The 18484-nt window shown below is 73.6% G+C and carries 17 protein-coding genes and 1 other RNA gene; 12 read left to right on the forward strand and 6 right to left on the reverse strand.

Annotation, left to right across the window (positions count from 1 at the left end):
• Positions 1-22: 22 nt before the first annotated feature.
• The 5 genes from IE140_RS07695 (at position 23) to IE140_RS07715 (ending at position 5995) form a co-directional block, all read left to right on the forward strand.
• The gene (locus IE140_RS07695; RefSeq protein ID WP_093443788.1) at positions 23-1225 is read left to right on the forward strand and encodes a lipid-transfer protein; all 1203 of its coding nucleotides are present in this window, start codon (positions 23-25) and stop codon (positions 1223-1225) included.
• Positions 1226-1382: 157 nt separating this feature from the next.
• Complete coding sequence (locus tag IE140_RS07700) at positions 1383-2840, forward strand: MFS transporter (RefSeq protein ID WP_150197546.1); 1458 nt, start codon at positions 1383-1385, stop codon at positions 2838-2840.
• 194 nt (positions 2841-3034) lie between these two features.
• Complete coding sequence (gene chsH3, locus IE140_RS07705) at positions 3035-3889, forward strand: enoyl-CoA hydratase ChsH3 (RefSeq protein ID WP_150197547.1); 855 nt, start codon at positions 3035-3037, stop codon at positions 3887-3889.
• A gap of 47 nt (positions 3890-3936) precedes the next feature.
• A complete protein-coding gene (locus tag IE140_RS07710) occupies positions 3937-5013 on the forward strand; it encodes a Zn-dependent alcohol dehydrogenase (RefSeq protein WP_150197548.1) in 1077 nt (358 codons plus the stop codon).
• A gap of 34 nt (positions 5014-5047) precedes the next feature.
• Positions 5048-5995, forward strand: a complete 948-nt coding sequence (locus IE140_RS07715; RefSeq protein WP_150197549.1) for a 3-oxoacyl-ACP reductase — start codon at positions 5048-5050, stop codon at positions 5993-5995.
• A gap of 85 nt (positions 5996-6080) precedes the next feature.
• On the opposite strand, the gene IE140_RS07720 is transcribed toward IE140_RS07715, so the two are convergent.
• Both IE140_RS07720 and IE140_RS07725 read right to left on the reverse strand, forming a co-directional pair.
• Positions 6081-6251 (reverse strand): hypothetical protein, encoded by a 171-nt coding sequence (locus tag IE140_RS07720; protein WP_167533570.1) that lies wholly within the window; start codon positions 6249-6251, stop codon positions 6081-6083.
• 129 nt (positions 6252-6380) lie between these two features.
• Complete coding sequence (locus IE140_RS07725) at positions 6381-7739, reverse strand: hypothetical protein (RefSeq protein WP_150197550.1); 1359 nt, start codon at positions 7737-7739, stop codon at positions 6381-6383.
• Positions 7740-7951: 212 nt separating this feature from the next.
• Between IE140_RS07725 and IE140_RS07730 the strand changes: the two genes are divergently transcribed.
• The 4 genes from IE140_RS07730 (at position 7952) to IE140_RS07745 (ending at position 12071) form a co-directional block, all read left to right on the forward strand.
• Positions 7952-8995, forward strand: a complete 1044-nt coding sequence (locus tag IE140_RS07730) for an ABC transporter substrate-binding protein (RefSeq protein WP_150197551.1) — start codon at positions 7952-7954, stop codon at positions 8993-8995.
• A 153-nt stretch (positions 8996-9148) separates the two neighbouring features.
• Complete coding sequence (locus IE140_RS07735) at positions 9149-9985, forward strand: Nif3-like dinuclear metal center hexameric protein (protein ID WP_006124092.1); 837 nt, start codon at positions 9149-9151, stop codon at positions 9983-9985.
• Positions 9982-10725, forward strand: coding sequence for a zinc ribbon domain-containing protein (locus tag IE140_RS07740; protein WP_189460305.1), 744 nt, complete (start codon positions 9982-9984; stop codon positions 10723-10725). The genes IE140_RS07735 and IE140_RS07740 overlap by 4 nt, the downstream gene beginning before the upstream one ends.
• Positions 10725-12071: a bifunctional RNase H/acid phosphatase gene (locus tag IE140_RS07745; protein ID WP_189460217.1), complete on the forward strand. Its 1347-nt coding sequence runs from the start codon at positions 10725-10727 to the stop codon at positions 12069-12071. Before IE140_RS07740 ends, IE140_RS07745 begins: the two co-directional genes overlap by 1 nt.
• Before the next feature lie 16 nt (positions 12072-12087).
• Here IE140_RS07745 and eda read toward each other — a convergent pair whose 3' ends face one another.
• Positions 12088-12753, reverse strand: coding sequence for a bifunctional 4-hydroxy-2-oxoglutarate aldolase/2-dehydro-3-deoxy-phosphogluconate aldolase (gene eda / locus IE140_RS07750; protein WP_093439921.1), 666 nt, complete (start codon positions 12751-12753; stop codon positions 12088-12090).
• Between the two features lie 76 nt (positions 12754-12829).
• Positions 12830-13630 carry a peroxide stress protein YaaA gene (gene yaaA / locus IE140_RS07755; RefSeq protein ID WP_150198869.1) on the reverse strand — a complete coding sequence of 267 codons (801 nt, stop codon included), beginning with the start codon at positions 13628-13630 and terminating at the stop codon, positions 12830-12832.
• Between the two features lie 242 nt (positions 13631-13872).
• Between yaaA and IE140_RS07760 the strand changes: the two genes are divergently transcribed.
• A complete protein-coding gene (locus IE140_RS07760) occupies positions 13873-15300 on the forward strand; it encodes an RNB domain-containing ribonuclease (RefSeq protein ID WP_189460306.1) in 1428 nt (475 codons plus the stop codon).
• On the opposite strand, the gene IE140_RS07765 is transcribed toward IE140_RS07760, so the two are convergent.
• Both IE140_RS07765 and IE140_RS07770 read right to left on the reverse strand, forming a co-directional pair.
• Positions 15251-16210, reverse strand: coding sequence for a hypothetical protein (locus IE140_RS07765; RefSeq protein WP_150197726.1), 960 nt, complete (start codon positions 16208-16210; stop codon positions 15251-15253). The genes IE140_RS07760 and IE140_RS07765 overlap by 50 nt on opposite strands.
• Positions 16207-16956, reverse strand: a complete 750-nt coding sequence (locus IE140_RS07770; protein ID WP_093439916.1) for a MerR family transcriptional regulator — start codon at positions 16954-16956, stop codon at positions 16207-16209. Before IE140_RS07770 ends, IE140_RS07765 begins: the two co-directional genes overlap by 4 nt.
• Before the next feature lie 179 nt (positions 16957-17135).
• On the opposite strand from IE140_RS07770, the gene IE140_RS07775 reads away from it, so the two are divergent.
• Both IE140_RS07775 and rnpB read left to right on the forward strand, forming a co-directional pair.
• Positions 17136-17705, forward strand: coding sequence for a Uma2 family endonuclease (locus tag IE140_RS07775; protein ID WP_093439914.1), 570 nt, complete (start codon positions 17136-17138; stop codon positions 17703-17705).
• Positions 17706-17762: 57 nt separating this feature from the next.
• An RNA gene (rnpB, locus tag IE140_RS07780) (RNase P RNA component class A) lies at positions 17763-18170 on the forward strand.
• The last annotated feature ends 314 nt before the right edge of the window (positions 18171-18484 follow it).

The following is an 18484-nucleotide window of genomic DNA, read 5'->3' on the forward strand; positions in this document are numbered from 1 at the left end:
CCAGGAGTAGGAGCCGGAAGAGATGAAGGCCTACATCGTCGGCGTCGGCATGACGAAGTTCGAGAAGCCCGAGACCCGCGACTGGCAGTACTGGGACATGGTCCGCGAGGCGGGAACCGCCGCGCTGGAGGACGCGGGGGTCCGCTACGACCAGGTCGAACAGGTCCCCGTCGGCTACTGCTTCCAGGCCTCCACGGCCGGGCAACGCGCCGTCTACGAGCTGGGGTTGACCGGCGTACCCGTCTACAACGTCAACAACAACTGCGCCACCGGATCCACGGCCCTGATGCTGGCCCGGCAGTTCGTCGAGGGCGGTGGCAGCGACTGCGTCCTCGCCGTCGGCTTCGAGAAGATGGCGCGCGGATCACTGGGCGGCGGCGCGGGCGGCGGCTCCGGCGCCGAGGACTTCGCGACCTCGCCCGTCGCCCGGCACTACGGCATCATGGCGGCCGGCCACGGCTTCGAGATGTCCCCGCCCACCGCCCAGATCTTCGGCAACGCGGCCCGCGAGCACATGGAGCGGTACGGGACGACGCCCGCGCAGCTCGCCGCCGTCGGGGCCAAGAACCACCGGCACTCGGTCGACAACCCGTACGCCCAGTTCCAGGACCCGTACACGGTCGACGAGATCCTCGCCGCCCGTACCGTCCACCGCCCGCTCACCAAGCTCCAGTGCTCGCCCACCTCCGACGGTGCGGCGGCGGCCGTCGTGGTCTCGGAACGGTTCGTCGAACGGCACGGTCTGGGGGAGCGGGCCGTGGAGATCGCCGCGCAGGCCATGACCACCGACACCGAGGCGTCGTTCGCCTCCGGCAGCTGCATCGACGCGGTCGGCGCCCCGATGTCCAGGGCCGCCGCCGAGCAGGTGTACGCCGCGTCGGGCCTGGGCCCCGACGACCTCGACGTCATCGAGCTGCACGACTGCTTCTCCGTCAACGAACTCCTCACCTACGAGGCGCTGGGCCTGTGCGGCGAGGGAGAGTCCGGCAAGCTCGTCGAGTCCGGGGCCACGACGTACGGCGGCCGGTGGGTGGTGAACCCGTCCGGCGGTCTGATCTCCAAGGGCCATCCGCTGGGTGCCACCGGCATCGCCCAGGCCGCCGAGCTGACCTGGCACCTGCGCGGCGAGGCCGGAGCCCGCCAGGTCCCCGGCGCCCGGACCGCCCTCGCCCACAACATCGGCCTCGGCGGGGCGGCGGTGGTCACGCTGCTGCGCCGCACCTAGGTCCTGTCGTCACATTCCCGCCTGCCGGGCGACGACGGGAATGTGACGACAGCCCTGGGGCCCGGCAGCCGGCGCGGAGTAGGACCTCCGTCCCGGTGGCCGGGGCCCGGGACCCGGGTCCGATACCCGATGTACGGGCCACGCGACGCCTGCGACCATGGCCGACATGCCCGACGTCTCCGCGCCCGCCGCCGCCCCGCCCGCCTCCTCCCGCATACGTCCCAGCACCTGGGCCGTCGTGCTCGCCGCCTGCACCGGCCAGTTCCTCGTCGTCCTCGACGTCTCCGTCGTCAATGTGGCCCTGCCCTCCATGCGGGCCGACCTGGGGCTGAGCACGGTCGGTCTCCAGTGGGTCGTGAACGCCTACTCGATCGCGTTCGCCGGGTTCATGCTCCTGGGCGGGCGGGCCGCCGACATCTACGGGCGCAAGCTCATGTTCCTCGTCGGGCTCGGCCTCTTCACCGCCGCCTCCCTCGCCGGCGGCCTCGCCCAGGAGGGCTGGCAGCTCCTGGCCGCCCGCGCCGCCCAGGGTCTCGGGGCCGCCGTCCTCGCGCCCGCCACCCTCACCATCCTCACCGCGGCCGTGCCCGAGGGCCCGGCCCGTACCAGGGCGATCGGCACGTGGATGGCCGTCGGCGCGGGCGGCGGCGCGGCCGGCGGGCTCATCGGCGGGGTCCTCACCGACGCCCTCTCCTGGCGCTGGGTCCTCCTGATCAACGTGCCCATCGGTGCGCTCGTCCTGATCGGCGCCGCCCTGCGCGTCACCGAGGGCCGCGCGGGCGACCGCCGCCGCATCGACCTGCTGGGCGCGGTCCTGGCCACCACGGGGCTCGCCGCCGTGGCGTACGGCATCGTCCAGACCGAGGCCGAGGGCTGGACCGCCGCCGCCACGCTCGTGCCGCTGCTCTCCGGACTCGCGCTGCTGGCCGCCTTCGTGCTGGTCGAGGCGCGGACCGCCGTCCCGCTGGTCCCGCTGCGTGTCTTCTCCGTACGGGCCGTCTCCTCGGCCAACGTGTCGATGCTGCTCATGGGGTCGGCGACCTTCTCCATGTGGTACTTCATGACCGTGTACGCCCAGAACGTCCTGGGCTACACGCCGTTGCAGGCCGGCCTGGCGCTGATCCCGACCTCGGCCGCCGTCGTCATCGGCTCCAAGCTGGCCCCCCGCCTCATGGTCCGCACCGGGGCGAAGAGCCTCGCCGTCGCCGGGGTCCTGATCACCGCCGCGGGCTTCGGCTGGCAGTCCACCATGGGCGTGGACGGCTCCTACCTCACCGCGATCTGCCTGCCCGGCGTCCTGATGATGGCCGGCGCCGGTCTCGCCTCCACCCCGCTCGCCACCCTCGCCACCTCCGGCGCGGAGCCGGGCGACGCCGGACTCGTCTCGGGCCTGGTCAACACCTCCCGCACCATGGGCGGCGCGCTGGGCCTCGCGGTGCTCTCCACCGTCGCCGCCGCGCGCACCGCGGGCTCCGGCGACACGGCCGAGATCACCGCCGGATACGCCCTGGCGTTCCGCACCGCGAGCGGGGTGCTGCTGGCCGGAGTGATCGTGATGCTGCTCTGGCTGCCGAACCACCGAGGGCCCCGGCGCCGGCCCGCACCACTGAACTGACGGGACGTCAGCAGTCTTCCCAACTTCCGGGGCCTGCGTTATACATGGGCCATCGGCATCGGCTAGAACGCGTTCTAGAAGGAGTGTGCCTGTTCCCGAAGGGGCGTGCCCTGCCGGTCACCGCACGACCTCGGTGCGGCCGACGGTGCGGACGGCCGTGCCGAGGTCTTCCACCATCAAGGAGCTGCTCCGTCATGCCCATTGATGCCTCTGCGGCCCTCGCCGCCGAACCCCGCCGGGCCGAGATCGGCTGGCACCACAAGGACGTCCAGCTCTACCACCTCGGCCTCGGCGCGGGCATCCCCGCCACCGACCCCGACGAACTCCGCTACACCCTGGAGTCCCGGCTCCACGTGCTGCCCAGCTTCGCCACCGTCGCGGGCGCGGGCACCGCCGCCTTCGGCGGGATGGGCGCGCCGGGGATCGACGTGGACCTCGCCGCGGTCCTGCACGGCGGCCAGACCGTCCGCGTCCACCGCCCGATCCCGGTGACCGGCCGGGCCGTCCAGACCTCGAAGGTCGCGGCGGCGTACGACAAGGGCAAGGCCGCCGTCATCGTGCTGCGTACCGAGGCGAGCGACGACGACGGACCGCTGTGGACCAACGACGCCCAGATCTTCGTCCGCGGCGAGGGCGGCTTCGGCGGGGAGCGCGGGCCGTCCGACCGGCTCACCGTGCCCGAGCGGGCGCCCGACCGCACGGTGGAGCGCCCGATCCGCGAGGACCAGGCGCTGCTCTACCGGCTCTCCGGCGACTGGAACCCGCTCCACGCCGACCCCGCCTTCGCCAAGCTCGCCGGGTTCGACCGGCCGATCCTGCACGGCCTGTGCACGTACGGCATGACCCTGAAGGCCGTCACCGACACCCTCCTGGACGGTGACGTCTCCCGGATCACCGCCTACCGCACCCGGTTCGCCGGAGTGGTCTTCCCCGGCGAGACCCTCCGTGTCCGGATGTGGGCCGAGGAGGGCCGCGTCCAGGTCACGGTCACCGCCGCCGAGCGCGACGACGCCCCGGTCCTCGCCGACACGCTCGTCGAACACGCCTGAATCCAGTAACTCCCCTTCTTGGCAGCCGATTCGAGGGAGCCCCACCCATGCGCGCAGCCGTACTGCACGAGATAGGCCAGGAGAAGCTCGAAGTCCTCGACGACGTCGAGGCGGTGGGCTTCGGCCCGGGAAAGGTCAAGCTCCGCATCCGCGCCACCGGCCTCTGCCACTCCGACGTCTCCGCGATGAGCGGCGTCCTTCCGCAGCCCGCCCCCTTCATCCCCGGCCACGAGGGCGCGGGCGAGGTCGTCGACGTCGGCGACGGGGTGACCGGCCTGAGCGCCGGCGACCGGGTCCTCGTCTGCTGGCTGCCCGCCTGCGGGGAGTGTCCGTCCTGCAAGCGCGGCCAGACCCAGCTGTGCCTGGCGGGCTTCATGAACGCGGGCACCCCCAACTTCAAGCGCCCCGGCGGCGACGTCTTCGGCTTCGCGGGCACCGGCACCTTCACCGAGGAGGTCGTCGTGGGCGCGGGCTGCGCGGTGCCGATCCCCGACGACGTACCGTTCGAGATCGCCGCCCTGATCGGCTGCGGGGTCACCACCGGCCTGGGCGCGGCCATCAACACGGCACAGGTGGAAGCCGGTTCGTCGGTCGCGGTGATCGGCTGCGGCGGCGTCGGCATCTCCACGATCCAGGGCGCCCGGGTCCGGGGCGCTGCCCAGATCGTCGCCGTCGACCCCGTCACCTCCCGCCGCGAGGCCGCGCTGCGCTTCGGCGCCACCGAGGCCGTCGCACCCGGTGAACTGGCCGACGCCAAGCAGCGGATCACCGGCGGCGAGGGCTTCGACTACGTCTTCGAGGTCGTCGGCAAGTCCGCCACCGCCCGCACCGCCTACGAGACCACCCGCCGCGGCGGCACCCTGTGCGTCGTCGGGGCCGGGGCGATGGACGACACCTTCCAGGTCAACATGTTCGAGCTGTTCTTCGACGAGAAGCGCATCCTCCCCTCCATGTACGGCGGCGGGGACGTCCTGCGCTCCTACGAGCGGGCCATCGCGCTCTGGCGGGCGGGCCGCATCGACCTGGAGTCGATGATCACCCACCGGGTCCGGCTGGACGGGATCAACGACGCCCTGGACCAGATGCGCACGGGCGAGGCGCTGCGTACCTGCATCGAGCTCTGAACCCCGCCCGCATCCAAGGAAGCCGAGGACCGTGATGTCACTTCCCCTCCCGCTGGACGGGCTGTCCGCGATCGTCACCGGCTCGGGCCGCGGCCTCGGCCGCGCCGAAGCCCTCGAACTGGCCCGGCTCGGTGCGGCCGTCGTCGTCAACGACTACGGGCAGCCCGGCCGCGACGGCTCCGGCGAGGCGTCCGCCGCACCCGCCGAGGAGGTCGCCGCCGAGATCCGCGCGGCCGGCGGCCGGGCCGTCGCCCACCTCGGCGACGTCTCCGACCACCAACAGGCCCGTGAACTGGTCGAGTCGGCGATCTCGGCCCACGGCAGGCTCGACATCCTGGTCAACAACGCGGGCATCCTGCGCGACCGGATGGTCTTCTCGATGACCGAGGAGGAATGGGACTCCGTCATCCGCGTCCACCTCAAGGGCCACTTCAACACCACGCACTTCGCCGCAGCCCACTGGCGCGCCCGCTCCAAGGCCACCGGCGGGCCGGTCTACGGGCGGATCGTCAACACCTCCTCCGAGGCGTTCCTCGCGGGCTCGGCGGGCCAGCCCAACTACGCGGCGGCCAAGGGCGGCATCGTCGGCCTCACCACCTCCACCGCGCTCGCCCTCGCGAAGTACGGCGTCACCGCCAACGCCATCTGCCCGCGCGCCCGGACCCGGATGACCGAGGACGTCTTCGCGGGCTTCCAGGAACCGGCGGACGGCACCCTCGACCCGCTGGCCCCCGAGCACGTGTCGCCGCTCGTCGGCTATCTCGCCTCACCGGCGGCGGCCGGGGTCAACGGGCAACTGCTCGTCGTCCACGGGGGGATGGTCGCCGTCGTCGAACGGCCGAGGGTGGCGGCCCGGTTCGACGCGGCGAAGGAGACGTTCACCTTCGCGGAACTGGACGGACTGCTCACCCCGTACTACGAGGACCGGCCGCCGAACGAGACCTTCGCCGCCGCCGAAGTGCTGGGGCTGAAGCGGCTGTAGCCGGGTTCGGCACGTACATGGGTAAGGGCCCGGACCGGCGGACGTCCGCCGGTCCGGGCCCTCCCGTACCGCACTGCTCGGCGGCTCAGGCCGCCGCGGATTCCGCTTCCGCGGGCCGGCGGTGGCGGCCGTGCGGCCGCACCGACGTGTTCTCCGTCGACGCACCCCCGCGGTGCTTGCCGGAGCCGCTGGTTCCGGCCCCTTCGTCCGCCCCCGTCGGGCGCTGCTGGGTCGTGTCGGTCCGTGCTTCGGACATGTGGGAAGTCACCCCGTTGTGATCGCTTGCGTGTGTCGCGCCTACGTGTGTCGCCGGCCCCGCCACCGTCGCCCGACCCGGTCACCGTCGGTACCCGCCCGGAACGGTCGCGTAGCCCAGGCCCCGAATTCAATCAGGTTGGGCGGCTCCGTGCAGAGGCGCCTGCCCCAACGGAACGGGCTTACACACAGCAGGAGCGGTGTCGGCGGCGGACGGTTCCCTTCCGTCTTCCCCGCCACCCGTACGGCCGGTCACGGAGGAGGGTTCCACGTCCTCGGGGGCGTCCAGCAGCGCCACGCCGCAGGGCGTCGCCCCGTTCGCGTACGGCAGGCGCAGCACACCGTCCCGGCTCCAGTACCCGGCCCCCGGCACCCAGCCCAACGGGGCTGCGAACTGGTGCAGTTGCCGGCCCGCCGGGCGCCAGACGCCCACCCAGCTGCCCGGCGCCCCGTCGATCCGCAGCGCCACCGCGCAGCTCTCCGGCATCAGCATCTGGCCCGGCTGCACCGCGAACGGCGTCACCGCCACATCCGGGAGGCGCAGGCACTCGGGGAACCTGACGGGCAGGCAGCTCCCCAGCACCCCCCAGCCGAGCCGGTCGTGGCCCGGGGCGTCGGAGCGGAGCAGCAGCAGCCCGCTGTCGGCGTCCGCGAGCAGCAGCCGGTCGTTGCTCCCCGGTGCGATCTGGAGCAGCGGCGTCACCTCACCCTGCCGCCCGAGGTCGACGGCGACCGCCTTGACCGGCCCGCGGCCCGGCTCCCGCCGGTCCAGCGCCAGCATCCGGCCCGCCCGGTCCAGCCACACCCCGCCCGAGCAGCGGCCGGGAATCCGCGCGACCTCCTCGGGCCCGAACGTGCCGCCCGCCACCCGCCACAGCGACGCGTGGTCCTCGCCGGCCGCCAGGGCGTACACACACCGGCCGTCCGGCGACGGCGGCAGCAGGCTCATCTCCGCGCATCCGACCGCGCCCAGCAGGAGTTCGCCGGTCCCGGGGCCGGTCGGATAGAGCAGCGAGAACATCTGCCGGTCCGCCACCCTCCGCCGGATCAGCACCCGCCCGTCGGCGAGTGGGGCCACCTCGGAGTCCGGCTCCTCGGGCTGGTCGAGAGGGAGGGGCACCGCGTACGGCTCGGGCCCGTCCAGCGTCCACCGCTCGGGATACCAGGCGCGCTCGCCCGGCGGCCCGGGGGCGGCGGTGATCCGGGCGGCATAGGCGCCGTCCGCGGTGAGCGTGAAGCGGCCGGGGGGCGGTGCGTCGTCGGCGCCCGACCGTGCGTCGGGCCCCGTGGACGACGCTTCCGCTTCGTCCGCTCTTCCGGCTTCCCCGGCTTCCCCGGTTCCCCCGTACTCCTCCCCGGCTTCCCCGTTCTCCGCGTCCGCCCCGGCAGGCTCTCCGGGCTCTCCGGACTCTTCCGGTTCGGGTTCCGCTTCCGGGTCCGCCGTCGCGGCGGCCCCGGCGGATCCACCCTCGATGGCACAGGCAGTCATGGACTCGTCACCTCCGGCTACGAAAGCTAGTTTTCGCACTTCCAGCCGAACAACACGAGCCACCGCACTTCACACATAAGGGTGGCGATGCCCGGATTCTCCTGAGGTGACAGGGGTGAGTGTGCTGTCGGAGGGGGGCGTGTCTATGGTTAGGCGGCCCTAACCAAGCGCCCGTGCATCCCACGCACGCACGCGGACAACTGGAGTACGTGATGTCCCTTCGCCCCCGCGGTACCGCCGCAGTCGCCCTGGTCGTGGCGGCCGCTCTCTCCCTGTCGGCCTGCGGGGGCGGTGACGGCGGCGACGCGGACGCGGCGAAGTCCGACGCGGGCGGCGGCAAGAAGGCCGCCGTCGCCACGGGCGGCAAGGACTTCGCGGACGCGGCGAAGAAGACCGCGTCGTACGGCACCGACGCCGCGGCCGGCGAGTTCCCCCGTACGGTCACCCACGCCATGGGGAAGACCGAGATCAAGACGGCTCCGAAGCGCGTGGTCGTGCTGGACGTCGGCGAGTTCGACAACGTGGTGTCGCTGGGCCTGAAGCCGGTCGGCTACGCCCCCAGCGAGGGCGACGCGGCCATCCCCTCGTACCTGAAGAAGGACGCGGGCGAGCCGAAGAGCGTCGGCACCATCAACAGCCTCAACCTCGAAGCCATCGCGGGCCTCCAGCCGGACCTGATCCTCGGCAGCCAGCTCCGCGCCGCGGACAAGTACGACGAGCTGTCCAAGATCGCCCCCACCGTGTTCTCCATCCGCCCCGGCTTCACCTGGAAGGAGAACTACCTCCTCAACGCCCAGGCGCTGGACCGCACGAAGCAGGCCGAGGCGAATCTCGACGCGTACGAGGCGAAGGCCGACGAGCTCGGCGAGGACATCGGCCCCGACAAGCCGACCGTGTCCATGGTCCGCTACATGCCCGACCGCCTCCGGCTCTACGCCAAGGCCTCGTTCATCGGCACGATCCTTCAGGACGTCGGCCTGCCGCGGCCGAAGAACCAGCAGATCGACGACCTCGCCGCCGAGATCAGCCCCGAGAAGATCGACGAGGCGGACGCCGACTGGATCTTCACCGGCGTCTACGGCGACCCGAAGGCCACCCAGCGCGACACCGCCCGGTCCAACCCGCTGTGGAAGAACCTGAAGGCCGTGAAGGAGGGCCGGGCGAAGGACGTCTCCGACGAGACCTGGTACCTGGGCCTCGGCGTCACCTCGGCCGGTCTGGTCCTCGACGACCTCCGCGCGGACCTGGTGAAGTGACCGCGTCACCGAGAAGCGGACCTGGTGAAGTGACCGCGCGACCGGGAAGGCGACGACCTGTGAAGTAACGATTCGTGTCCGGCCGCCGGTCCTGGCGTACAGGGTCCGGCGGCCAGGGGCGGCGGACCACCCCGGACAGGTAGCCTTTCCCCCGTGCCCCGTCTGTCTGAAGTCATCGCCGCCCTCGACGCCCTCTGGCCCCCCGAGCGGGCCGAGGGATGGGACGCGGTCGGGACGGTCTGCGGCGATCCGGACGCGGAGATCGACCGGGTGCTGTTCGCCGTCGACCCGGTCCGCGAGATCGCCGACGAGGCCCTGGAGCTCGGCGCCCGGCTGATCGTCACCCACCACCCGCTCTATCTGCGCGGGACGACGACGGTCGCCGCCGACACCTTCAAGGGCAAGGTCGTCCACACCCTCATCAAGCACGACATCGCCCTCCACGTCGCGCACACCAACGCCGACACCGCCGACCCCGGCGTCTCCGACGCCCTCGCCGGCGCCCTCGACCTGCGCGTCACGGGGCCGCTCGTCCCCGACCCCACCGACCCCGCCGGACGGCGCGGACTCGGCCGGATCTGCGAGCTGGACCACCCCGAGACCCTGGCCGCCTTCGCCGCCCGCGCAGCCGCCCGGCTCCCCGCCACCGCGCAGGGCATCCGGCTGGCCGGCGACCCGGAGGCCCTCGTGCGTACCGTCGCCGTCAGCGGCGGCTCCGGCGACAGCCTCTTCGACGCCGTGCGCGCCGCGGGCGTCGACGCCTTCCTCACCGCCGACCTGCGCCACCACCCGGCGTCCGAGGCCGTGCAGCACTCGCCGCTCGGCCTCGTCGACGCCGCGCACTGGGCCACCGAGTGGCCCTGGTGCGAGCAGGCGGCGGCCCAGCTCGACGCGCTTTCCGACCGCCACGGATGGGACCTGCGGGTCCATGTCTCGAAGCAGGTCACCGACCCCTGGACCACCCACCATTCCTCTGGAGCCCCCAACTGAACGCCGCGCCCGCCGACCAGATCCGACTTCTCGACGTCCAGGCCCTCGACACGCGTCTCGCCCAGCTCTCCCACAAGCGTTCCTCGCTGCCGGAGCACGCCGAGATCGAGCAGCTCAGCAGCGACCTCGCCCAGCTGCGCGACCTGCTGGTCGCCTCCACCACCGAGGAGAGCGACACCGCCCGCGAGCAGACCAAGGCGGAGCAGGACGTCGACCAGGTGCGTCAGCGCGCCGTCCGCGACCAGCAGCGCCTGGACTCCGGCGCGGTCTCCTCGCCCAAGGACCTGGAGAGCCTCCAGCGCGAGATCACCTCGCTCGCCAAGCGCCAGGGCGACCTGGAGGACGTCGTCCTGGAGATCATGGAGCGCCGCGAGGCCGCCCAGGAGCGGGTCACCGAGCTGACCGAGCGGGTCTCCGCGGTCCAGGCCAAGGTCGACGACGCCACCGCCCGCCGCGACGCGGCCACCTCCGAGCTGGACGCCGAGGCCGCCACGGTGACCAAGGACCGCCAGGTCGTCGCCGAGGTCGTCCCCGCCGACCTGATGAAGCTGTACGACAAGCTCCGCGCCCAGCAGGGCGGGGTCGGCGCCGCCCGGCTCTACCAGCGCCGCTGCGAGGGCTGCCGCCTGGAGCTGAACATGGCCGAGGTCAACGACGTGAAGGCCGCCTCCCCCGAGACGGTCCTGCGCTGCGAGAACTGCCACCGCATCCTGGTCCGCACCGCGGAGTCGGGCCTGTAATGAGCGTCGCCCGCCAGGTGGTGGTCGAGGCCGACGGCGGCTCCCGGGGCAACCCGGGGCCCGCCGGTTACGGCGCGGTCGTCATCGACCCCGCCACCGGGGAGCCCCTCGCCGAGGCCGCCGAGTACATCGGCGTCGCGACGAACAACGTCGCCGAGTACCGCGGGCTGATCGCCGGTCTGACGGCAGCGAAGGCGCTGTTCCCGGACGCGGGGGACGCGCTGCGGGTCCACGTCCGGATGGACTCCAAGCTGGTCGTCGAGCAGATGTCGGGGCGCTGGAAGATCAAGCACCCCGACATGAAGCCGCTGGCGGCCCGGGCCGCCGCGATCCTGCCGCCGTCCTCGGTGACGTACGAATGGATCCCGCGCGCGCAGAACAAGCACGCGGACCGGCTCGCCAACGAGGCGATGGACGCGGGGCGCGACGGCCGGCAGTGGGAGGCGTCCGCCTCGACGGCCGCCCTCGACGCCCCCTCCGCCCGCACCCCGAGCAGCACCCCGCCGCCGGTGCAGGGCCCGCCCGGCGACCAGGCCGCGGGCGCGGCCAGGGCCCGCGCGGCGCTGGCGGCGGCCCGCGGCGCGGCGGCTCCGGAGGGGCTTTTCCCGATGCCGGGCGCGGCCGAGACGCCGGAAGCGGGCGGCGAGCCGACAGACGCCCACCCCGCCCCGCGACAGTCCGCCGGGACCCCGCAGACCGGCTGGGGCTCGGCCCCCGACCTGGGCGCGCCCGCCACCCTCGTCCTGCTCCGGCACGGCGAGACCGCCCTCACGCCCGAGAAGCGCTTCTCCGGCAGCGGCGGCACCGACCCCGAACTCTCCGCCGTCGGCCGCGGCCAGGCCGAGCGGGCCGCCGAGCACTTCGCCGCCCTCGGCACGGTCCAGGAGATCGTCAGCTCCCCGCTGCGCCGCTGCCGTGAGACCGCCGCAGCCGTCGCCGCCCGCCTCGGCCTGGACGCCCGGATCGACGAGGGCCTGCGCGAGACGGACTTCGGCGCGTGGGAGGGCCTGACCTTCGGGGAGGTACGGGAGCGGTACGGCGACGACCTCACCGCCTGGCTGGCCTCGCCGGACACCGCCCCGACCGGCGGCGGCGAGAGCTTCGCGGAGGTGGCCGAGCGGGTCGCCGCCGCCCGGGACCGGCTCGTCGCCCGGTACGCGGGCCGCACGGTCCTGCTCGTCACGCACGTGACGCCGATCAAGACACTCGTCCGCCTCGCCCTGGGAGCCCCGCCCGAGGCGCTGTTCCGGATGGAGCTGTCGGCGGCCTCGGTCTCCACCGTCGCGTACTACGGGGACGGCAACGCCTCCGTACGCCTGCTCAACGACACCTCGCACCTGCGCTGACGTCGGCCCCCGGCGACTACGCGGCGAGCGCCGCCGCCTCGGCCGCCAGGCGGGCCACCCGGTCCCAGTCCTTCGCCGCCACCGCATCGCCCGGGACCATCCAACTGCCGCCCACGCAGCCGACGTTGGGCAGGGCGAGATACGAGGGCGCGGAGGCGAGCGAGATACCGCCGGTCGGGCAGAAACGGGCTTGGGGGAGCGGTGCGGACAGGGCCTTGAGATAGGCCGTACCGCCCGCGGCCTCGGCCGGGAAGAACTTCATCTCGTTCACCCCGCGCTCCAGCAGGGCCACCACCTCGGAGGTGGTCGAGACGCCCGGCAGGAACGGCAGCCCGGACGCCTTCATCGCCTCCAGCAGCGCGTCCGTCCACCCCGGGCTGACCAGGAACCGGGCCCCGGCGGCCACCGTCTCCCGGACGTGCTCCGGCGAGATCACCGTGCCCGCGCCGACCACCGCGCCCGGCACCTCGGCGGCCATCGCCCGGATCGACTCCAGCGCGGCGGGCGTCCGCAGCGTCACCTCGATCGCCGGGAGCCCGCCCGCCACCAGCGCCCGCGCCAGCGGCACCGCGTCGGTGGCGTCGTGCAGGACGACGACGGGGACGACGGGCGCGAGATCGAGCACGGAGGCGGCGGGGGCGGCTGCGGGGGAGGGCGCGGTGGGCGGCACGGAGGAGGTCATGGGCCCATCCTGCCGCGCAGCCACCAATATCTGCAACGAACGTTGCATCCTGCGCAACATGCTCGTGCGGTCGGGCTCAGTGGATCTCCGTCACCACCACGTCCAGCGACCACGGCCGCCCCGCCCGCGCGGGAGCCTCGGCCTCCACCACGTAACCGAGGTCCCGCAACACCTCCACCAGCCGCGCCGGGTCCTTGGGCCGCGCGCCGGCCACCAGCAGGTCGCGTACCAGCCGGCCCTTGGTGGCCTTGTTGAAGTGGCTCACCACGGACCGCTTCTCCACGCCGTCCACGATCTGCGCGTGGAGCACTCGCACGCTCGCCGTCCGCGAGGCCACCTCGCCCTTCGGCTTCCACGCCGCCGTGTACGCGGAGGACCGCAGGTCCAGGACGAGCCCGCCGCCCGCGGCCTCGGGCAGCACGGTCTCCATCGGGGTGCGCCAGTACGCGCCGAGGGCGCCGAGACCGGGCAGCTTCACCCCCATCGAGCAGCGGTACGGCGGAATCCGGTCACCGATCCGGACCGCGCCCCACAGCCCCGAGAAGACCAGCAGCGAGGCGGCCGCCCGGCGGCGCGCGGCCGTCTCCAGCGTGGCCAGGCCGAGGGCGTCGTACAGCACGCCGGTGTACAGCTCCCCGGCCGGGCGGGTCCCGGCGGTGCGCAGCTCGGCGTTCTTGCCGACCTCGCCCGCGAGACCCACGCTCAGCCCGAGCACCTCCCGGGCCTTCTCCTCGTCCGCCTGGCACAGCTCGACCAGCTCGTCCAGCACCGCCGCACGGGCCGGGGCGAGCCCCGGCAGCGACAGCGACTCCGGCTTCAGCGAGGCTCCGCGCCCCGAGGCGGCCTTTCCTTCGGAGGGCGGCAACAGCACGAGCACGGCGGTTCTCCTTCGTACGTACGGCGAGCGCGGATCCGGAGGGCGTGCGGGCTCACCCGGGTCCTCGGCAAGGGTACGGGGACGGGGCGGGGGTTCCCGTACGGCAGCGGGATCCGGGGATCCCCCCTGCGGCCTCCACCAGCGGCCCGCGAACCGCCCAGGACGCGGCCCCGGGGACCGCCCCGGATGCCGCCCGCCCCCTCCCGGCCTACGCTCGGGCCATGCCCCGTCGCCACCTGCGTATGACCGGCGCAGCCGACTGCTCGCTCGGGGCCGCCCTGCGGGCCCTGCGCACCGAACTCGACCTGCCCGGAGCGTTCCCGCCCGAAGTGCTCGCGGAGGCGGAACAGGCGGCGCGGGCCCCGGACCTGCCGGCCCACCTGGACGCCACCGACATCCCCTTCCTCACCATCGACCCGCCCGCCTCCACCGACCTCGACCAGGCGATGCACCTGGAGCGCCGCCGGGACGGGCGCGGCTACCGGGTGCTCTACGCCATCGCCGACGTCGCCGCGTATCTCCGGCCGGGCGGCGCGCTCGACGCCGAGGCCCACCGCCGGGTCACCACCCTCTACTTCCCCGACGACCGGATCCCCCTCCACCCCACCGTCCTCTCCGAGGGCGCCGCCAGCCTCCTCCCCGGCGAGACGCGCCCGGCCGCGCTGTGGCGGATCGACCTGGACGGCGACGGGGTGGCCGTCGCCACCGACGTACGGCGGGTCCTGGTCCGCAGCCGCGCGAAGCTCGACTACGCGGGCGTCCAGCGGCAGATCGACGCGGGCACCGCCGAGGAACCCCTCGCCCTGCTCCGGGACATCGGGCGGCTGCGCGCCGAACAGGAGCTGGCCCGGGGCGGCATCTCGCTCGACGTCCCCGAGCAGGAGATCGTCGAGCACGAAGGGGCGTACGGCCTCGCCTACCGCGCCACGCTCCCCGCCGAGGCCTGGAACGCGCAGATCTCGCTTCTCACCGGGATGGCCGCCGCCCGTCTCATGGCCGACACCGGCACCGGCATCCTGCGCACCCTGCCGCTCGCCCCCGACGGGGCCGTCGCCCGGCTGCGGCGCTCCGCCCACGCCCTGCGCATCGACTGGCCGCACCACGTTCTGTACGCCGAGGTCGTCCGCTCCCTCGACCCGGGGAGGAGCAACCACGCGGCGTTCCTCCAGGAGTGCACGACCCTGCTGCGCGGCGCGGGTTACACCGTCTCCGAGGGCGGCGACCTCCCCGACCCCGCCGTGCACGCCGCGGTCGCCGACCTCTACACGCACTGCACCGCACCGCTGCGCCGCCTGGTCGACCGGTACGCCTCCGAACTCTGCCTCGCCGCCACGGCGGGGAAGGAACCTCCCGAGTGGGTACGGGAGGCCCTCCCCGCCCTCCCGAAGGAGATGGCCGAGGGGACGCGCCGCGCGGGCACCGTGGAGCGGGCCTGCGTCGACCTGGTCGAGGCGGCGCTGCTGGAGGGGCGCGAGGGCGAACTCTTCGACGCGTACGTCGTCGACGTCCAGGAGCGGGACCCGGCCATCGGCACGATCCACCTCCGGGACCCGGCGGTCGTCGGCCGGATCGAGGGCGGCACGGCCCCGCTGCCGCTGGGGGAGCGGCTGCGGGTCCGGCTCACGCGGGCGGGGCCGGCGGCGAGGACGGTGCTGTTCGCTCCGGCGTGAGCGAGCGCGAGGGCGCCTTGAGGCGCGGGGCCGGGGCCGGCGCGGCCCCCTCCGGCGTCGGCGCGGGCGGCGCTGCCCGCCTCGGCGCGGCGAGCGCGGCGACGGCCGCCCGCGGCTCGTCCGCATGGAACCGGAGCGTCCGCGCACTCCCGCGCCGCCCGAGCGGCCGTACGAACTCCACCGGCCCCGTCAGCTCCACGGTCACCGTCGTCTGGCTCCCCACCGCCAGATCCAGCGTCCCGTCCTCGTCGACCCGGACCAGCCCCCCGTCCGGGAAGCGCCGTTCGACCCGGGCGGAGGCGATGGCGTCGGCGGGCACCCGGAGGTCGAACAACGCCCCGTACCGCAGCCGCAGCGAACCGTCGGCCTCCACCAGATGCGGCCGGGTCACCGCGGCGGCGTGCAGGGCGAGGACGATGACGATCCCGTACACGTCCACCACGAGCACGATCGCGTGGACCAGCGGCCAGGGGATCACCAGGGCCAGCACCACGGTCTCGACGACGGAGACGAAGAGGAACGCCCACATGATCCCGGTCTGCGGTTCGGTGTACGAGAACGGCCGGGCCCCCTCCGGAATCCGGTGGCGGCGCCGGGCGCTCCACAGCCCGAGGCTGTGCAGCGCCCGGAACTCGTGGACGACGAGCCGCCGCAGGGCGACCGGCACCGCCGCCCGCACCACGGCGAGCCCGGCCTTCCGCCGGGTGTCGCCCGCCCGCCGCCGGGCCGCGTACAGGGGCCACATCACGTACGCCTCCAGCGCGAGCATCCCCACCACCAGCGCCTCGGCCGCCAGCAGCACGGCCCCCGGTATCCGCACCCCGGCCACCAGGCAGACCACCAGGGCCAGCTCCCCGGGCAGCACCGCCCACATCGCGACCCGCAGGCTCCTCGCCACCCGTGCCCTCATGCCGTCCCCCTCCTCCGCACCCGCTCGGCCAGCTCCTCCATCACCCGGCGTACCACCGCGCGCTGCGCGGGCGGATAGTCGTCGAGCAGCACCCGCCCGAACCCCGTCGCCGACGGCTCCCCCTCGGGGATGACCGCCAGGACCTCGTCCGGCACGGCGGCGACCAGCTCGGCCGCCAGGGGTGCGATCCGCGGATCGTCCACCCCGGCCCCCTCCAGTTCGTCGAGCCGCTCGTACAGCGCGAGCACACCCGGGTGCTCGGCCAACGGCCGCAGCGCCGCGAACAGCTCCGCCCCGGCCCCGTCGCCCGCCGCGTCCAGCAACGCCAGATGCTCGCGGTCCTTCGCGGCGGCCGGAGAGGTGGTGGCGGGCGCGTGGTCCAGGAGCGCGGCGAGGGCGGGCGAGAGCGGCCCGTCCGAGGCGAGCGGCGCCTCCAGCAGCACGGCCAGCACCTGCCGCCGCTCCTGGATCTCCCGCTCCTGCCGCGCCAGATCGGCGTCCAGTTCCGCGAGCACCTCGCCCAGCTCCCGCCCCGCGTCATCGGCGAGCACGTCCCGGACCTCGTCCAGCGAGAGCCCGATCTCCGTCAGCCGCCGGATCCGGGCCAGCAGCACGGCATCGCGGACGGTGTACGCCCGATAGCCGTTGGCCTGCCGGGCGGGCTCGGGCAGCAGGCCGACGTGGTGGTAGTGCCGGACGGCCCGGGAGGTGACTCCGACGAGCGCGGCGATCTCTCCGATACGCATGCGGCCAGTAGAAACGTTGACGCTGCGACAAGGTCAAGCGGCGCGTTCCTTCCCGCGCTTTCGTCCACGCCGGGCGGTCCTGTGCCACGATCGGGGGAAGAACCCCCCTCTCACGGACGGCTGGTCCTCCAATGCCCGAGTCTGGCGAGCGACCGAGGAAGGAGCGTGACATGACTGCCATGGCGCACGAGCCGCTCACGCAGGCAGAAGTCCTTCTGGAGGGCTTCCTGGCCCTGGACACGCCGGAAGGCTTCCGGGCCGAGCTGATCGAGGGGGAGATTGTCGTGACGCCGCCGCCGGACGGGGACCACGAGGACTACATCGGGCTGATCGTCGACCAGGTGGCCAGGCGCGCCCGAACACGCATGCAGTTCTCCGGAAACAAAGGGCTGAAACTCCGCAGCGGCGGTGGTTGCCCGAAGAACCATGCCATCCCCGACGGCACCTTCGCCCCGTTCGACCTTCGCCTCTTCCGCGGCGCCGACCCCTGGATGCCCTGCGAGGGCGTAGCCCTGGTGGTCGAGGTGACCTCCACCAAGCCGCAGGCAGACCGCGAGGCCAAGCGCCGCTGCTACGCGCGCGGAGGCATCCCGCTCTACCTGCTCATCGACCGGGACGACAGCTCGGTGACGCTGTTCAGCGAGCCCGAGGGTGACGACTACCGCCAGCACCTGACCATCCCGTACGGGAAACCGCTCCCGCTCCCCGAGCCCTTCGCCTTCGACCTGGAGACCGGTGACTTCGGCTGAGGGACACCGACAGGGCGGTCGGCCGGTACAGCCCGGTAGGATGGCGATCACGGCAGACGAGCCGTGCGGACGGCCGCGTGAGGATCCCCGGATCCTCCCGAGGAACGTCCGGGCTCCGCAGAGCAGGGTGGTGGCTAACGGCCACCCGGGGTGACCCGCGGGACAGTGCCACAGAGAACAGACCGCCCGGGACTTCGGTCGCGGGTAAGGGTGAAACGGTGGTGTAAGAGACCACCAGCGCCTGAGGTGACTCAGGCGGCTAGGTAAACCCCACCCGGAGCAAGGTCAAGAGGGGGCGTCCCGGAAACGGGACGGCCCTGCGCGGACGTTCGAGGGCTGCTCGCCCGAGTTCGCGGGTAGACCGCACGAGGCCGGCAGCAATGCCGGCCCTAGATGGATGGCCGTCTCCGCGGCCGCCGCGAGGCGACCGTGAGACAGAACCCGGCGTACAGCACGACTCGTCCTGCCTCAGGGGCCTCCGCGCAGCGAACAAGCTGCGCGGAGGCCCCTTTTTCTCCTTTCCGGGGAGATCGCCTTCGTACCGGAGCCGGAGGAGCGGACCGAGCAGGCCGTACCGGTCGAGCAGGTCGAACCGGGTGTGCCCGGCGCGCTGGTGAAGGCCGAGGTGCAGGGAGCGACGGAGGCGGCGGAGCGCACCGGGTGAGCGCGGACCGCGCCTCACGACGGGCCTCCGCGCGGGAATTCCACCTGCGCGGAGGCCCGCGCCGTGTTCTGATCAGCCGTGATCGACCGCAGGGGTGAGGGAGTGACAGGGGTGA

This window comes from Streptomyces parvus (assembly GCF_014648875.1).
GTDB lineage: Bacteria > Actinomycetota > Actinomycetes > Streptomycetales > Streptomycetaceae > Streptomyces > Streptomyces parvus.

Excerpts from the sequence above, each read along its gene's own strand:
- IE140_RS07770 (WP_093439916.1), bottom strand. The coding sequence starts at position 16,956 with ATGCGTATCGGAGAGATCGCCGCGCTCGTCGGAGTCACCTCCCGGGCC.
- IE140_RS07730 (WP_150197551.1), top strand. The coding sequence starts at position 7,952 with ATGTCCCTTCGCCCCCGCGGTACCGCCGCAGTCGCCCTGGTCGTGGCG.
- eda (WP_093439921.1), bottom strand. The coding sequence starts at position 12,753 with ATGACCTCCTCCGTGCCGCCCACCGCGCCCTCCCCCGCAGCCGCCCCC.
- IE140_RS07775 (WP_093439914.1), top strand. The coding sequence starts at position 17,136 with ATGGCGCACGAGCCGCTCACGCAGGCAGAAGTCCTTCTGGAGGGCTTC.
- IE140_RS07765 (WP_150197726.1), bottom strand. The coding sequence starts at position 16,210 with ATGAGGGCACGGGTGGCGAGGAGCCTGCGGGTCGCGATGTGGGCGGTG.
- IE140_RS07695 (WP_093443788.1), top strand. The coding sequence starts at position 23 with ATGAAGGCCTACATCGTCGGCGTCGGCATGACGAAGTTCGAGAAGCCC.
- IE140_RS07725 (WP_150197550.1), bottom strand. The coding sequence starts at position 7,739 with ATGACTGCCTGTGCCATCGAGGGTGGATCCGCCGGGGCCGCCGCGACG.
- chsH3 (WP_150197547.1), top strand. The coding sequence starts at position 3,035 with ATGCCCATTGATGCCTCTGCGGCCCTCGCCGCCGAACCCCGCCGGGCC.
- IE140_RS07715 (WP_150197549.1), top strand. The coding sequence starts at position 5,048 with ATGTCACTTCCCCTCCCGCTGGACGGGCTGTCCGCGATCGTCACCGGC.
- IE140_RS07700 (WP_150197546.1), top strand. The coding sequence starts at position 1,383 with ATGGCCGACATGCCCGACGTCTCCGCGCCCGCCGCCGCCCCGCCCGCC.
- IE140_RS07720 (WP_167533570.1), bottom strand. The coding sequence starts at position 6,251 with ATGTCCGAAGCACGGACCGACACGACCCAGCAGCGCCCGACGGGGGCG.
- IE140_RS07745 (WP_189460217.1), top strand. The coding sequence starts at position 10,725 with ATGAGCGTCGCCCGCCAGGTGGTGGTCGAGGCCGACGGCGGCTCCCGG.
- IE140_RS07760 (WP_189460306.1), top strand. The coding sequence starts at position 13,873 with ATGACCGGCGCAGCCGACTGCTCGCTCGGGGCCGCCCTGCGGGCCCTG.
- IE140_RS07710 (WP_150197548.1), top strand. The coding sequence starts at position 3,937 with ATGCGCGCAGCCGTACTGCACGAGATAGGCCAGGAGAAGCTCGAAGTC.